Annotated in this window: 16 protein-coding genes and 1 pseudogene; 9 read left to right on the forward strand and 8 right to left on the reverse strand. The window is 63.0% G+C overall.

Annotated features, from left to right (window positions below; genetic code table 11):
* Window positions 1-110: 110 nt before the first annotated feature.
* The 3 genes from ACHMXA_RS33560 to ACHMXA_RS33570 all read right to left on the reverse strand — a co-directional run bounded on the left by ACHMXA_RS33560 (window position 111) and on the right by ACHMXA_RS33570 (window position 3,799).
* Complete coding sequence (locus ACHMXA_RS33560) at window positions 111-2,273, reverse strand: glycogen debranching N-terminal domain-containing protein (RefSeq protein ID WP_395321700.1); 2,163 nt, start codon at window positions 2,271-2,273, stop codon at window positions 111-113.
* Window positions 2,270-3,328, reverse strand: coding sequence for a glycosyltransferase family 4 protein (locus ACHMXA_RS33565; protein WP_395321701.1), 1,059 nt, complete (start codon window positions 3,326-3,328; stop codon window positions 2,270-2,272). Before ACHMXA_RS33565 ends, ACHMXA_RS33560 begins: the two co-directional genes overlap by 4 nt.
* 63 nt (window positions 3,329-3,391) lie before the next feature.
* A complete protein-coding gene (locus ACHMXA_RS33570) occupies window positions 3,392-3,799 on the reverse strand; it encodes a hypothetical protein (protein WP_395321703.1) in 408 nt (135 codons plus the stop codon).
* A 415-nt stretch (window positions 3,800-4,214) separates the two neighbouring features.
* On the opposite strand from ACHMXA_RS33570, the gene ACHMXA_RS33575 reads away from it, so the two are divergent.
* The 7 genes and pseudogenes from ACHMXA_RS33575 to ACHMXA_RS33605 form a co-directional block, all read left to right on the forward strand.
* Window positions 4,215-4,436 (forward strand): hypothetical protein, encoded by a 222-nt coding sequence (locus ACHMXA_RS33575; RefSeq protein ID WP_395321705.1) that lies wholly within the window; start codon window positions 4,215-4,217, stop codon window positions 4,434-4,436.
* A gap of 229 nt (window positions 4,437-4,665) precedes the next feature.
* Window positions 4,666-5,460 carry a LuxR C-terminal-related transcriptional regulator gene (locus tag ACHMXA_RS33580; RefSeq protein ID WP_395321707.1) on the forward strand — a complete coding sequence of 265 codons (795 nt, stop codon included), beginning with the start codon at window positions 4,666-4,668 and terminating at the stop codon, window positions 5,458-5,460.
* Window positions 5,461-5,706: 246 nt separating this feature from the next.
* The gene (locus ACHMXA_RS33585; RefSeq protein ID WP_395321709.1) at window positions 5,707-6,831 is read left to right on the forward strand and encodes a sensor histidine kinase; all 1,125 of its coding nucleotides are present in this window, start codon (window positions 5,707-5,709) and stop codon (window positions 6,829-6,831) included.
* A 39-nt stretch (window positions 6,832-6,870) separates the two neighbouring features.
* Complete coding sequence (locus tag ACHMXA_RS33590) at window positions 6,871-7,122, forward strand: hypothetical protein (RefSeq protein WP_395321711.1); 252 nt, start codon at window positions 6,871-6,873, stop codon at window positions 7,120-7,122.
* A 142-nt stretch (window positions 7,123-7,264) separates the two neighbouring features.
* Window positions 7,265-7,981 (forward strand): Crp/Fnr family transcriptional regulator, encoded by a 717-nt coding sequence (locus ACHMXA_RS33595; protein ID WP_395321713.1) that lies wholly within the window; start codon window positions 7,265-7,267, stop codon window positions 7,979-7,981.
* A gap of 205 nt (window positions 7,982-8,186) precedes the next feature.
* Window positions 8,187-8,795 (forward strand): Crp/Fnr family transcriptional regulator, encoded by a 609-nt coding sequence (locus tag ACHMXA_RS33600; protein WP_395321715.1) that lies wholly within the window; start codon window positions 8,187-8,189, stop codon window positions 8,793-8,795.
* Between the two features lie 42 nt (window positions 8,796-8,837).
* Window positions 8,838-9,473, forward strand: a pseudogene (locus ACHMXA_RS33605) (NRAMP family divalent metal transporter); the annotation flags it as partial.
* 56 nt (window positions 9,474-9,529) lie between these two features.
* Here the strand turns inward: ACHMXA_RS33605 and ACHMXA_RS33610 are convergent.
* The 5 genes from ACHMXA_RS33610 to ACHMXA_RS33630 form a co-directional block, all read right to left on the reverse strand.
* Window positions 9,530-11,068 (reverse strand): IS3 family transposase, encoded by a 1,539-nt coding sequence (locus ACHMXA_RS33610; protein WP_395321717.1) that lies wholly within the window; start codon window positions 11,066-11,068, stop codon window positions 9,530-9,532.
* Window positions 11,069-11,114: 46 nt separating this feature from the next.
* Entirely contained in the window at window positions 11,115-11,486 is a 372-nt protein-coding gene (locus ACHMXA_RS33615; protein WP_395321719.1) for a hypothetical protein, read from the reverse strand.
* A 33-nt stretch (window positions 11,487-11,519) separates the two neighbouring features.
* Window positions 11,520-11,720 (reverse strand): hypothetical protein, encoded by a 201-nt coding sequence (locus tag ACHMXA_RS33620; RefSeq protein ID WP_395321720.1) that lies wholly within the window; start codon window positions 11,718-11,720, stop codon window positions 11,520-11,522.
* 54 nt (window positions 11,721-11,774) lie between these two features.
* Window positions 11,775-12,047 carry a hypothetical protein gene (locus tag ACHMXA_RS33625; protein WP_395321722.1) on the reverse strand — a complete coding sequence of 91 codons (273 nt, stop codon included), beginning with the start codon at window positions 12,045-12,047 and terminating at the stop codon, window positions 11,775-11,777.
* Window positions 12,048-12,183: 136 nt separating this feature from the next.
* Window positions 12,184-12,405 carry an SDR family oxidoreductase gene (locus ACHMXA_RS33630; RefSeq protein WP_395321723.1) on the reverse strand — a complete coding sequence of 74 codons (222 nt, stop codon included), beginning with the start codon at window positions 12,403-12,405 and terminating at the stop codon, window positions 12,184-12,186.
* 482 nt (window positions 12,406-12,887) lie between these two features.
* On the opposite strand from ACHMXA_RS33630, the gene ACHMXA_RS33635 reads away from it, so the two are divergent.
* Window positions 12,888-13,232 (forward strand): hypothetical protein, encoded by a 345-nt coding sequence (locus tag ACHMXA_RS33635; RefSeq protein ID WP_395321725.1) that lies wholly within the window; start codon window positions 12,888-12,890, stop codon window positions 13,230-13,232.
* Window positions 13,233-13,288: 56 nt separating this feature from the next.
* Window positions 13,289-14,071 (forward strand): exodeoxyribonuclease III, encoded by a 783-nt coding sequence (locus ACHMXA_RS33640; RefSeq protein WP_395321727.1) that lies wholly within the window; start codon window positions 13,289-13,291, stop codon window positions 14,069-14,071.
* Window positions 14,072-14,084: the final 13 nt, after the last annotated feature.

A 14,084-nucleotide genomic window follows, 5' to 3' on the forward strand; every position in this document is an offset into this window, starting at 1 on the left:
GGGTTGCAAGACGCCTTTGATCTGGGCCTCGAGCTCGCCGTGTCACACCTGAAAAACCGCTGAGCTCCTGGAGCTCGCGAAGGCACGTTCGCGGTGGCAGCCGGCGCGCATCACAGGCGAAGATCGATCTGCAGGCTATCCGCCCCCAATCGACGTGAGGCCACCGCCTGCACCGTGCCGCCTCTGCGATGCAGGCGCAGGTCCGCAGTCCCCTGGGGCAACCACAAGTCACGCAGCACGAACTCATCGATCTCGCTGGGAAACACCGGTTGAGCCACCACGATGCGACCGTGCAAGGCATCGATGTCGATGCCCAGACAACCTTGCACCAGCATGAACACCGAGCCGGCGGCCCAGGCCTGCGGCAGGCAAGCCACCGGATAGGACACGGGCGCTTCGCCGCGCGCCCTTTCGAAACCGCAGAACAACTCGGGCAGGCGCATGCCGACCTGGCTGGCGCATTCGAACATTTCGCTCGTCAGCCGCGCCGTACTCTCTCGCTCACCGTAGCGCGCCATGCCGGCAGCACACAAGGCCACGTCATGCGGCCAGACCGAGCCGTTGTGGTACGACATGGGGTTGTAGCGGATGGCCTTGGATGACAGCGTGCGCAATCCCCAGCCCGACTCGAGCCCGGACGCCAGCAGCCGCCGTGCCACGGCGCGCCCGCGCGTCTCGCTGGGCAGCCCGGTGTACAGCAGGTGGCCCGCATTGGAGGTATAGACACGGCAGGGTGCACCAGCCCCATCCAGTGCGAGCGCGTAGAACTGCATGTCCTCCTGCCAGAAGCGCGATTCCACCCGTTCGGCCCAGGCTTCGGCGGCTTCCGCGTAAGGTGCGGCTTCCGCGTCGTTGCCGAGCCACTTCGCCAGCAGCGCCATGCCCCTGAGCGCGGCAACCGCATAGCCTTGCACCTCGACCAGAGCGATGGGGCCTTCGGGTGTACGCCCGTCTTCGTGGAAGATCGCGTCGTGGCTGTCCTTCCAGCCCTGGTTGGCCAAGCCGGATGCCTGGGCACGCGCGTAGGACAGAAACCCGCCGTGACGGCTGGCGTTGCGCTGGATCCAGCCCGTCGCCGCCACCAGCGCGGGCCATAGCCCCACGATGAAAGAACGGTCGGCGGTGCGCCGCGCATACGCCGCGGCCAGCGTAACAAACAGGGGCGTCGTGTCCACGCCGCCGTAGTAGCGCCCGAAGGGCAGCTCGCCCATGGCGGTCATTTCCCCTTTGCGCAGCTCGTGCATGATCTTGCCGGGCTCTGCATCGTGGAATGCCGAGGTTTCCTGCGCCTGGTGGCTGGCGAGGTACGCCAACACGCCACGCGCCAGCAATGGCTTGAGCCACAGCGTTTGCAGCGCGGTGATGATGGCATCGCGACCGAAGGGGGTGGAAAACCAAGGGATGCCTGCGTAAGGGTAGGGGCCCGTCGGCAATGCCGTGGTCAGCAGCGCGAGGTCGGCACCTGAGCGGTCCAGCCAGGCTTGGAACTGTCGGGACGAGGTCCGTATCCGCGCGCCGCCGCGCTGGCGGATGCGCATGCTGCGCCGGGCTGCCGCGCCCGCAGCCCTGAACTGCGCCCGCGCCGGGGCCGACGCGGCTGGGCCGATGTCCACGTACAGCGCGATATCCTCCCGGCCACCCAGGATGAGATCGAAGCGGCAGCGTCGCTCGTCGATGGCGGTGGGCTGGATCGAGAAAGCCAGCCGAGTGCGCCGCGTGAGGCCGTCCAACCCCCGGTAGCTCAGTTCGATGCTCGCGCCTTGCACTCGAGGCGCGAGAAACTCCCCCCGCTGCGGACGACGCTCTCCGCGTACCTCGAAGGTGTCGCTGAAATCCGCACCATAGACCAGGCCGAGCTGCAGCCGCGTGACCATCGTGCTGTAGTTGCTGAGTGTGATGCGCTCGCGCAGCAGACCGTCCCGAAGGAGGCGCCGCCGCTCGATGTGCACCACGCCTTGAGGCAATGAATCGCCGCCGAGAGGAGGCAGCGGTCGATTGGTGAGGTGCGCAGTGAAGAAGACGTTGTCACGGCTCACGTCGCTGGACAGCAGGGTCGGTCGTGCGCCCTCCAGCAGGAGGTGGAAGCACGACAACAGCCGCGTATCGTCCTGAAAGAAGCCATCGCCCGAGCCCGCGATGTCACCATAGGTGTCGGCCACCACAAAGCTGTCGCCATCCTTGAGAACGAAGAGGTGGTCGGGCGTGCGCGGCACCGAGGTGTCCGCCGTGGTGGATCTAGGGGGTTGAGTACCCTCGGGATGAGGTAGGGTCATGCCACCTCGCTCTCGTGAAGACGACGGGCACGCGCCAATTGCCAGTAGAGGCGGGCATAGCGCTTGGCCATCGCCTGCGCGGTGAAGCGCTCGTCGAACGCCCGGCGCACGCGCGCGCGAGACAGGCCGCCGATGCTGTGCACCGCCTTCACGGCCCCGGCGATGTCGTCGACGATGAGGCCCGAAATGCCGTGCTGCACGACCTCCGGAACGGAACCGCAGCGCCAGGCGATGACCGGCGTGCCGCATGCCATCGCCTCGATCATGACGAGCCCGAAGGGCTCGGGCCAGTCGATCGGAAACAGCAGGGCTCGTGCGCCGCCAAGAAAGGCACTCTTCTGAGCGTCGCCGATCTCGCCCACGAACTCGATCAGCGGATGATCCAGCATCGGTCGGATGCGGGTGTCGAAGTAGATGCGGTCAGCGGCGTCCACCTTGGCCGCGATCTTCAGGGGCACGCCGGCGGCCTTCGCTATCTCGATCGCCCGATCGGGCCGCTTCTCCGGCGAGATCCGCCCGAGAAAGGCGAGGTAGCCGTCCTGTGCCTGCGGGCTGAACCGGTATTGGTCGGGCAGCATGCCGTGCTGCACCGTGGCATACCAGTTGGCATCTGGCAGCGGGGCGCGCTGGCTGCGGGAAATGGATACCAGCGGGTACAAGGGCCAGCGCGCATAGACGTCGCGCAGATCGTCGATGTCGAGCCGGCCATGCAGCGTCGTGAGCGTACGTTCCGGCATGCCCTCAAAGAAGGGAAAGTGGATCAGGTCGACGTGAAAGTGAATGACGTCGAATGCATCGGCCCGCTGCCGTACCTCATGGATCATCGCGAGGTGGCTCGCCAGGTCCGAGTTGAGGCGCCCGCTATCCAGCCGCAGCGGTTGGGCACGCGTCGCTACCAGGCGGGCCTTGGTCTGGGTCTCACCCGCGGCGAACAGCGTGACTTCGTGTCCCTGGTCAACCAATGCGTCGGTGAGGTGCGCTACGACCCGCTCAGTGCCGCCGTACAGCTTGGGCGGCACTGCCTCAAACAGCGGGGCTACCTGTGCAATTCTCATGCTGTCGCTCCTGCGTCCGCGCCTTCGAGCATGAGGATCAAGAACATCACAGGCCCACGCGTTTCAAGCTTGCGTCACCATCGCCCTGCGCGAGCGGATCAGCTCGGCATGGTCGATCGCGTCGAAGAACCGGTCATAGCGATAGCCCTCGAACGTGTACTGGTGGCCGTCGAAGCCGATTGCCGGGTCCTTCATCCGGGAGGCCGCCGCCGCGGGTTCACTGGCCAGGTCGACTCTTGGCGCGTGAGGCTCGAAACCGGCACCGCCGCCTTCGTCGAGGAGCGAGTCCTTGGCCTGGATGGCCTCGGGCGAGCTATTGCCGGGGGGCCAACGAGCCCATGGGAAGGTCAGGCCGAATGCGGGCACGCCCTGCGTGAATCGCAGGTAGTACCAGCTCGCGATGACGTCCAGCAGAGGAATGCTGCATGCCGCGATCAGCAGTGCAAGCATGAGATAGGTGAACAAGGTCATGTGACCTCCAAAAAGATAGCCGTCCGCACCAGCGGAGAACGCCGAGGCACGCAGCGGGTTGCGTGCCCCGCTCACCGTGGCCGAACTACCGCTTGCGGACCTTTCAGCTGGAGCAGAGGGAAGGCATGGAAGCCTTCACGGGAAGATCGCCGGCGATGGTGTTGGCGAGACATTGCTGTCTCCTTCGGGTGACATGCCGAATGGCATGCGGCAGATCATCATCCGCCTATAGCCGCCAATCACCTAGCATTGCTTTGACCTATCTTTTGTGGTGCCAATGCGATCCGATTGTTGGTGGTTGCGTGGCGCGCATGGACCTGCTCTCGAGGAAAGTAGCGTGCCTTGTGTACGGCAACGCACAGACCGATTTTCTCGACTTTCCTAACGTGCCAGCGCACTCAAGGGAAGAAAATCAATGGCAAGGAAAGTCATCCATAGCGCAACCATCACTCTGAAGCTGCCGCTCGACACGAGTGTTGAAGAAGAAGAGGCAGCGTTGCAGGCCGCCGGCATTCCCGTCGACGCGATCGGCAATGCGGCGTCCGGCTTTCTGTTCATTCGGTACACGAGCGATTGGAAGAATCCGGCCAAGATCTTTCGCTGGTTTGCCACCGGCGTCGGGCACGTCGCCACCTAGCCAATGCGCCTATGTTCGCTGGCGAACCGTTTCATGCCTGGAATGCGCCTAATCTGAGGAGGCCTTCAAAGGATTCTCCATGAACCATTCACCACTGACTCTTGCGCTGCTCGGTGTACTGAGCTTGGCCGCACGCGATAGACCAGCAGCGGTTGTTTGTTGCACGGGCAATACGGCAAGCTTCCCAAGCTCTCTCCAGCAATACCGATGATCACAAAGGGAGCTGCAAATGGAGAGAGAAAACGATGACTCGGTGGTGAGCGAGGAAGGCCTGACGCGAAACTACTCCGGTCGCGGGCAATTTGAGGAGCCGGCCCCGCAAAGTGCGACCGCGGTTCAGTGGCCGCACTTTCTGGCCGGGCAACACGCTAAGCCGGTACGGGTTCTGCTGGTGGCTCCGAATCCCTCGATCCGACATGTGATCGCGCAGGAGTTGCTTGACGATCGTCGCATCCAGCTCGAAAACCAGGCGAACACCTTGCGCGAAGGGCGACGCTTGTTGATGCGACACGAGTTCGAGGTGTTGATGGTGGACGTTTGTCTCGTGGACGGCAGCGGTTTCGAACTGATTGAAGAGGCCAGGAAGCATCGCAGTGCGCCCGAAGTCATCGCCATTTCAGCGCACCTTGACGAGGCTCAGGCCCTGCATGCGTTTGAGCTCGGAGCCTCTGGCTACCTGGTCCAGGCCGCGTGGCTGCAGAGCTACGCACAGGCTGTCTTGCACGTGGTCAACGGCGGAGCCGCCGTCACTCCGACCCTGGCCCGCAGGTTGCTCGGGCACCTGAACCGCTCGCGCGCCAATGGCACTCCCATTCAGTCACCGACTGGCCGCGCGATATTGACCGAACGAGAACTGGATGTGCTGCGGCTTGTAGCGCTCGGGAACGTCGGCGCCGCTATCGCCAAACAACTCAGGATCAGCCCGCAAACTGTCAACGTCCACATAAAAAGCATCTACCGCAAGCTGCAGGTCCACACGCGCGCGCAGGCTGTGAGTTGTGCGACGGACAAGGGCCTTCTATAGAGAGGCTGCCAACTTCCTCAAAGGCGATCGATCGCGAGCCAGTCCTCGGGGCCTTGAATCCTGGAGCTTTCCATTGCTAGTCCCGGACATGGCCTGTGCTCCTACGGTGCGTCGTCAGATCGGACTATGTTCGATGCCGTACAGATGAAATTTTCTCGCGCAGGTAAAGATGGACTGGTACGCCCGAGAAGCAAGTCGGGCGACATTCATCGATGAACCCGGCGAAAGCCATCGAGGTCTCGGAACATGCGCAACTTTCTCACCAACAACCGGGAAGAGCTGGTTTCAAGGTGCAAATCGAAGGTTGCACGCAGACCACGGCGCGCCGCCACCGAACAGCAACTGGCAAACGGCATCCCGATGTTCCTCGAGCAACTGATCAGAACCCTTGCGGCCGAGGAGGACGATAAACCTGCGGACAGCATGAGGATCTCAGGTCCTTCCGGTGGCGATTCGCCGACTCTGTCAGAGATCGGGGTGACCGCCACAGCCCATGGAAAGGAACTGCTGCAGCTGGGGTACACGGTCGACCAGGTCGTTCACGACTATGGCGACCTTTGCCAGGCGATCACGGACCTCGCCTTCGAACGCGACGTGCCGTTCTCCATCGGAGAATTTCGGACGCTGAACCGCTGCCTGGACAACGCCATTGCCGATGCGGTAACCGAATTCAGCTGCCAGCGCGACACGCAGATCGCCCGCCAGCAGAGCCTGGACGCGGCAGAGCGTTTCGGTTTCCTGGTGCACGAACTGCGAAACGCCCTCGGAACAGCAACCCTTGCGATCCACGCCCTCGAACTCGGCAACATGACCGTGGGTGGTGCGACCGGGACCGTGCTGAAGCGCAGCCTGTCTGCAATGGGCGAGCTGATCGGCCGGGCGCTCGCCGAGATCCGCAATACCGCGTCAGAACAGCGGCAGACGTTCTCCCTCGCCGCGTTCATCAAGGAAGCCGAAGCTGCGGCCCAACTCGTCGCAGGCGCTGCAGGCTGCGCCTTCCAGGTGACGCCCGTCACCCCGATCCTGGCCATCCAGGGAAATCGCGAGTTGCTGCTCGCCGCATTGGGGAACCTCCTGCAGAACGCGTTCAAGTTCACGCACCCATGCACCGATGTCGCCTTGAGGATCCGCGAGTCCGACCAGCACGTCCTGATTGAGGTGGAAGATCACTGCGGAGGGTTGCCACAGGGAGTCGCCGCCAGGATGTTCGCCCCCTTCAGTCAACACAGCCACGACCGGTCGGGCCTGGGCCTGGGGCTTTCCATCGCCCGACAGAGCGTGGAGGCGGACTTCGGTACCCTGACCGTTCGGGATGTGCCGGGCACCGGTTGCATCTTCACGATCTGCCTGCCACGCCACGCTCTCCCATGACCGGCGCCTGCGCCGTTCCCCTTTCCCAAAGGACTCGCCATGGACATTCAATTGCTGATGCGGCTCGAACGCATGGCGCAGCCCCGGTGGCTCACGCTGTCGGCGGACGTGGCTGCGGCAAAACGCCTGGTTGCCAGCGGCATGATCGAAGCGACTCTTGAAACGCAATTCAGGTCGAGAGCATTCGCGACGGAAGCAGTGCATGTTCACGCGATCACCCGCGAAGGCGCGTTGGCCATCGCCAGCGAGAAATCCTGCTCGCGGAAGAAAACAGCGCTCCAGGCACCGTGATTTGGGTTGAACGGGTGGGGCATTCGCGAGAAGCGGATTTGTGCGATAGCGCACAAGAAATGCCACCGCTGCCTATACTGAAGGGGGCTCTGCGCCTGAACTCGGATCCCGAATAATCTCCAGAGCTCGTCTGGAGCACGCGATGTCTGTTGCGATCGACCCGAGAAGAAACAAACTGCTGGCGTCTCTGCCCGAGGCCGAATGGCAACGCTGGCGGCCGCAACTCGAAGCGGTGGAAATGCCGCTGGGTCAGGTGCTGTACGAATCGGGCATAGCACTGAGCCACGTCTACTTTCCAACCAGTGCCATCGTCTCGTTGCTGTATGTGATGGAGAACGGTGCATCGGCCGAAATCGCTGTGGTCGGCAACGAGGGCATCGTCGGCATCTCGCTGTTCATGGGTGGCGAATCCACGCCTAGCCGCGCCGTCGTGCAGAGCGCGGGGCAGGGCTTCCGGCTGCGGGCGCAGGCCATCAAGGAAGAATTCACGCGCCCTCCCATCCTCCACCTGCTGCTGCGCTACACCCAGGCACTGATCACGCAGATGGCACAGACGGCGGTGTGCAACCGACACCATTCTCTGGATCAACAGCTCTGCCGTTGGCTGCTGCTGAGCCTGGACCGGCTGGAAGGGAGCGAGCTCGTGATGACACAGGAACTGATCGCCAACATGCTCGGTGTACGCCGCGAAGGCGTGACCGAGGGCGCGCTCAAGCTGCAGCGGGCCGGGCTGATCCGCTACGCCCGCGGTCGCATTTCGGTGCTGAATCGCCGGGGCCTGGAGCAACGCACCTGCGAGTGCTACGCGGTGGTCAAGAAGGAATACGACCGGCTTCTGCCGGACAGGAGCGCGTTGTAGGTGCTGCGGGCGGTGATGACCGGCGTCCGCGGACGCCGGCGCACTGTGTGCGCCATCGAACGGTGAAATCCCGGCGCTCGTTGCAGACTCGTTCGGACTGCCAACATAGCAGAGGGCGAGATCGACCACCGTAGAGAACCATCTGATCCAACGGCTTCCCGCGAAGGACCGGCGGCGCTTCCTCGCCCTCTGCGAACCTGCTCCCTTGATCTGGGCCGACGTGCTCTGCACGCCCGGAGAGCGCACGCGCTATGCCTATTTCCCCACCGAAGGCTTCATTTCGCTGCTGACCTTGACTGACGGCAGTCCCGAACTCGAAGTCGGCATGGTCGGGCACGAGGGCATGTTGGGCGTGCAACTGGTGCTGGGCATGGGCATGACGCCCCTGCGTGCGGTGGTGCAGGGCTCGGGGATGGCGTGGCGCATCGACGCTGGAGCCTTCCGAAAGGAACTCAAGCGCAGTCCGACGCTGCAACGCGTGCTGAATCGCTATCTCTACGTGCTGATGGCCCAACTGACAATTTCAGCCGGATGCCTTCGCTTCCATCAGATCGGCCCACGTCTGGCCCGGTGGCTTCTGATGAGCCAGGATCGCGCCCACGCCGACAGCTTTCGCGTGACGCATGAATTCCTGGCCTACATGCTCGGCGTGCGACGCGTGGGCATCACCGTAGCTGCCAACGCCTTGCAGCACAGCGGGCTGATTGCGTACCACCGTGGCGACCTCCAAGTACTCGACCGTCGCGGGCTGGAAGTAGCCGCATGTGGCTGCTATGCAGCCGAGCAGAAGGCCTACATCGACACGTTGCGCTGACACCGACCATCAGACGACCAGCCACGCGGAAAGCTCGACGCCATGCTTGACTCTCCAACCCGTGTCCACAGCGTTGAAAAATCCTGGCTCAGTAAGCTTGGGCCAGGGCTCATCACGGGCGCGGCCGACGACGATCCGAGCGGCATCGCCACCTACTCGCAAGCAGGCGCGCAGTTCGGGTTCGGCACGCTGTGGACAGTACTGCTGACATACCCGCTGATGGTCGGCATCCAGATGGCAAGCGCGAGGATCGGGCGGGTGAGCGGCCATGGACTGGCCACCAACATCCGTCGCCACTACCCGGCGTGGCTACTGTACGCAGTGGTCGGTCTTTTGCTGATCGCCAACACGATCAATATAGCCGCCGATGTTTCCTCCATGGGCGAGGCGCTGAAGCTGATCGTCGGCGGTACGGCGCAACTGTATGCCGTGGCCTTCGGAGTCGTCTCGCTGCTGCTGCAGGTTTTCATTCCCTACCGCCGCTATGTGCGCATTCTCAAATGGCTCACCCTGGGGTTGCTGGCGTACGTGGCAACGGCATTCGTCGTGCACATCCCCTGGCGGCAGGTCATTGTCAGCACGCTGGTGCCCAGCGGGTTCTGGAGCACGGATTACATCACCACCGTGGTGGCCATATTCGGCACCACCATCAGTCCCTATCTGTTCTTCTGGCAGGCTGTTGATTTCCATGGAATCCTGACCCGGCGGGGGTGCGGATAAAAACTTGGACTGGTTTATGCCGCAAGTCCAAGGCTCACCCGGTATTCGATAGGGCTGAGGGAGCCAAGGGAGATCTTGATCCGCTTCTCGTTGTACCAGCGGATGTACGAGTCGAGCGCCTCGATGAATTGCTCAATGGTGGCGTTCTTCCAGTCCCGAGGATAGAACAGCTCGTTCTTGAGCCGACCGAAGAAGCCTTCGCAAGCTGCGTTATCAGGTGAGCATGCCTTGCGAGACATCGAGCGGGTGAACTTCGCGTCGCTCATTCTTGATAGCCAGCCCGGCCAGCGGTAGTGGCCCCCTCGGTCGGAGTGGACCACGGGCCGATCAGCTGTGTTCGCCACCGTCTCGATGGCTGCATCCAGCATCGTGTTGACCAACTCAGCGTCCGGGCTGGTCCCGATGGTCCAGCTGACCACCATCCCATCGAAGCAATCAACCATGGGCGAGAGGTACACCTTGCCAGCCGGGATTTGGAACTCCGTGATGTCCGTGAGCCACTTCTTATTGGGGACCGCAGCCTGGAAGTCGCGGTTGATGAGGTTCTCAGGCGCTGGACTGATCTCGCCCAGGTATGACGCATACCTGCGCTTCCTGGGCTTCGGAACAACCAGGCTCTCTTGCTTCATCAGCCGCTGCACCACCTTCTCGGAGATCGCCACGTCCTGTCTGCTCAGGGATGCCTGCAGCCTGCGGTAGCCATAGCAGCGGTGGTTCGACTCAAAGATGTCGGTGATGGATTGCCGCACCTCCAGGTACTTGTCGCCCATCGCTGAACGAGCCCGATGATAGAAGTACGAACTGCGCGCCAGATCCAACTGTGCAAGGAGCTCCGGTAGGCCGTAGTGCTCCCTGAGGGCGTCAATCAGCAGTGTCTTCTCCCGGTTGGACAGGAGCTGCAGGTCGACGCCCAGGCCTTTTTTTAACAGTTCATTGGCCTTGTTCAAGAGATCCTGTTCAAGGCGAAGTTGCCTGACTTCGCGGCGCAGCGACTCGACCTGGCGCTCGAGCTCGTCGCGCTCTTGCGAAGGCGAGGATGGATGGGTGCGTTTCATGGATGCGGGTGCCTCACGTCCCAGAAGTTGGTTCTTCCAGTTGTACAGCGTTGGCCGACACACGCCGAACTTGTCGGCTACTGCCTGCGCACTTTCCTCGCGCGTGCAAAGCTCCATGACTCCCGCTTGCATCAGCTTCCCAGAGTACCTTCTTCGGCCCACGCTGCCAACGGCGGCCCTTCTGGCCTCAGGAACGGCCTCGCGAACCCAAGCGGTCAGTGTCCCTCTTCCGGGGTAGCCCAATGCCCTCATGGTGGCAGCAATGCAGCGGTCGTGGGTGAGGTAATGCTCGATAGCTGCCGCCTTCTGTTCCAGCGAGAACTTGGGTCTGCGGCCCGCATAGCCCATTGGCAAGTCGAGCTTCTGCTGATATTCGTTGTACCAGCCCTTCAGAGAATTCTTTGTTGGATAACCAAGCTGGCGGATGGTGGGCCGCACGCGTTTACCCAGCTTGATGTAGAGCTCAACGGCTCGAATCCGATCTTCGTAGGAATACATGAACTACCTCCTGGTAGTCCAAGTTTTCGTCCGCACCCCCACTGGGTCACTTCTGGATGGAAATCAACAACGCATGGGATCTGTCCTGAGACTTTTCTGCGCGATAGCCGGTGGAGGCTGATCGACGGCGAGAGAAGACCGGCAGACCCTGCGCATCACCCGGGGCACGGTTTTGCGCAAAGAATGGGCCGAGATTGATACGAAAGCACGGCCGAACTGGATCGCCCTGATCATATTTCACGCGGTCGAGATCCAAGTTTGTCCAACCAGTCAGTTGCTGACGATCGCGCGCGGAATCTGTACTGGAAATTTTCTGTGTGTTAGCCGGTGGCTGATCGACGGCGAGGAGGGCAAGAACTCCCAGTCGCTTTCCCGAGCGACGCGCCTTGATTTCTGCGAATGCGAATCGCGTTGTCAAAAGATTTACTTCGCGTTTGTCAAAAGATTTACTTCACCCGTCTGGATGCCTTCGCGCACGCCAGTCGAACCAGGTGCGCGCCGGGAGGTCGGGCACGTTCTCGGCGAGTGGCGGAAATGGCACGCCGTTGTCGTGTTCGCCTTGTGCGCCGGCTTCGAACTGCATGGAGACGAACACCACCAGGCGGATTCCGTCGGGCCAGAAACTGCGCCGGGGTGCATGAAATGTGGACATATCAATCTTTCGTGGAATGGAATGAGAAGAGAAGAAGACAAGGGGTCTCGTCTTTCAGTGGACGGCGGTCACCAGCTCGACCACCTGCCCCTCTGGAATCGCGATGAAGAACTGACGCTCGCCCCTTCCAGGCACGTTCGCTTCGTGGTACGACCAGGCACAATCCTTCAGCCGCTGGCGGATTGCCCGCGCATCGGCGATCCGGAAAGCCACGTGATCCACCACGCCGGCGCCCGGAGCGCGCAGGGCACCTACCTGCGCCGCAGGCCGGCGATTGTCCCGGCGCAGCGCGAGGTGTACGAGGGCCTGCGCCCCCGCGTAGAGCACCAGCCGGGGAAGCGAAATGCCGGACGAGGCCCGATGCGCAGGCCGACTACGTCCGTCAGGAACGAGAGCGTCGTCTGCGCGTTCCGCACAACGAGCAGCACATGATCAAGCCGGGGATGCGCCGCGGACGCCATGCTCAGGCCACCAGCGCGCCACTGTCGATGTCGATCACCGCGCCCGTGAGCGCTCGCGCCTGCATCGCAAACAGGTAGCCCGCGGCGGTATCGTCTTCGTCGGCCGCGAAGCCCACGGGCAGCGTACCGTCGAGCCTCGCGAACATCGCGGTCCTACTGGCGTCGTCCATCAGCCGCCAGCTCGGCGTATTCACCGGACCAGGGCTGATGGCGTAGACACGCACGGGAGCGAGCTCGCGTGCCAACTGCCGGGCGGCGGCTTCCAGCGCCGCATGACGGCGGTCTTCACGACCGCATGAGGCGAAGGCTTGCGCGCCAGGACGCCGGAAGATCAATGGGCTCGCATCCCAATTCGTCCGAGCAACGGCAAGAAAGTCGAGAAGGCTCTGACCTTGGCCGGGACGTGGGACCGACCGGGATGGCAGACACGGGGCGTCGAAGGGGGCGCACGCGTCCTGCGCATGTCAGCCAAGCCGTTTTTCCAGGCCGGCGATTCCAGGTCACCGCATTACGCAGCCGAGCTGAAAGCCGCTCTTCGTGGCGATCGGCAATCCGGCCACGGAACCGGTGGGCTCATGAACCATGTTGCTGTCAGGCCGAGGAGAACCGCATGACGGCGCATTCGGGCGAACCTTGGCGGCGGCGGACTACAAGCGACTTTGGGCAGCCCTTTAGATTCACCGCGCAACACCACCGAAGGAAACCGATGGCCGAAGAAGCCAACCACGCTGCTTTCATTGACTGGTTGACGGCGGAAGCCGCCGCCTACACGGCCATCCATCAGCTTCACCAGCGCACGCAGGGCGGACGCCGGAGCATTCCGAACCACCGCATCGAGCAGATTGCCAAGCTGCGCAAGGAGGCGGACCTTCGGTTCGCCGGCTTGGCGAAGACGTTGGGCGCGACGTTGCCACAGCCCGCAACGGTCGCGCCAGTGCGGCGCGAGCACAGGTCGCGCCCAGCCTTCGAGCTTCTCTCGCGCGTGCCTGTCGAACGGTCGAGGACCACCTTGGACGGCGCCTGCGCTCCTGTCCAGCGATCGGCGGGATAGAGGGCGCGCGATTTCGCGCCTGTTCGCCCCGCCATTCCGTCCCTTGGTTGGGCCTGATGAAGATCGCAACATTCAACGTCAACGGCATCAACAGCCGCCTTGCACGCCTGCTCGAATGGCTGGCCGATTCGAAGCCCGATGTCGCATGCCTGCAGGAACTCAAGAGCCCCGATGGCAACCTGCCCATCGATGCGATCCAGGGCGCGGGCTACGGCATCGTCGCACTCGGGCAGCGCGCCTGGAACGGGGTCGCCATCCTCGCGCGCGGAAAAACGCCGATCGACATCGGACGTGGCCTGCCGGGCATGGAAGCCGACACGCAGAGCCGCTACGTCGAGGCGGTGGTCGACGGCATCCTGATCGGCTGCCTCTACCTTCCCAACGGCAATCCTCAGCCGGGGCCGAAGTTCGACTACAAGCTGCGGTGGTTCGAGGCCTTCAACAGGCATGCGAAGAAACTCTTCGCGAGCGGCATGCCCGTCGTGCTGGCCGGTGACTACAACGTCGTGCCGACAGATGCCGACATCTACAGCCCCGCCTCATGGCGCGACGACGCGCTGCTGCAACCCGAAAGCCGGGCGGCGTTCGCACAGCTTCTCAAGCAAGGCTGGACCGACGCGATCCGCACGTGCCATCCCGACCGCGCACCGTTCACCTTTTGGACCTACTGGCGCAACCGCTATTCACGCGACGCCGGGCTTCGCATCGACCATTTGCTGCTGAACGCGGAACTCGCGCCGATGCTTCGCAATGCTGGCGTGGACCGCGACGTGCGCGGGCGCACCGGTGCGAGCGACCATGCGCCGGCCTGGATCGAACTCGACATGCCAAAAGCGTAGACAAACGCGCCTG

It is taken from the genome of Variovorax sp. UC74_104, assembly GCF_044055375.1.
Taxonomy (GTDB): Bacteria; Pseudomonadota; Gammaproteobacteria; order Burkholderiales; family Burkholderiaceae_C; genus Variovorax.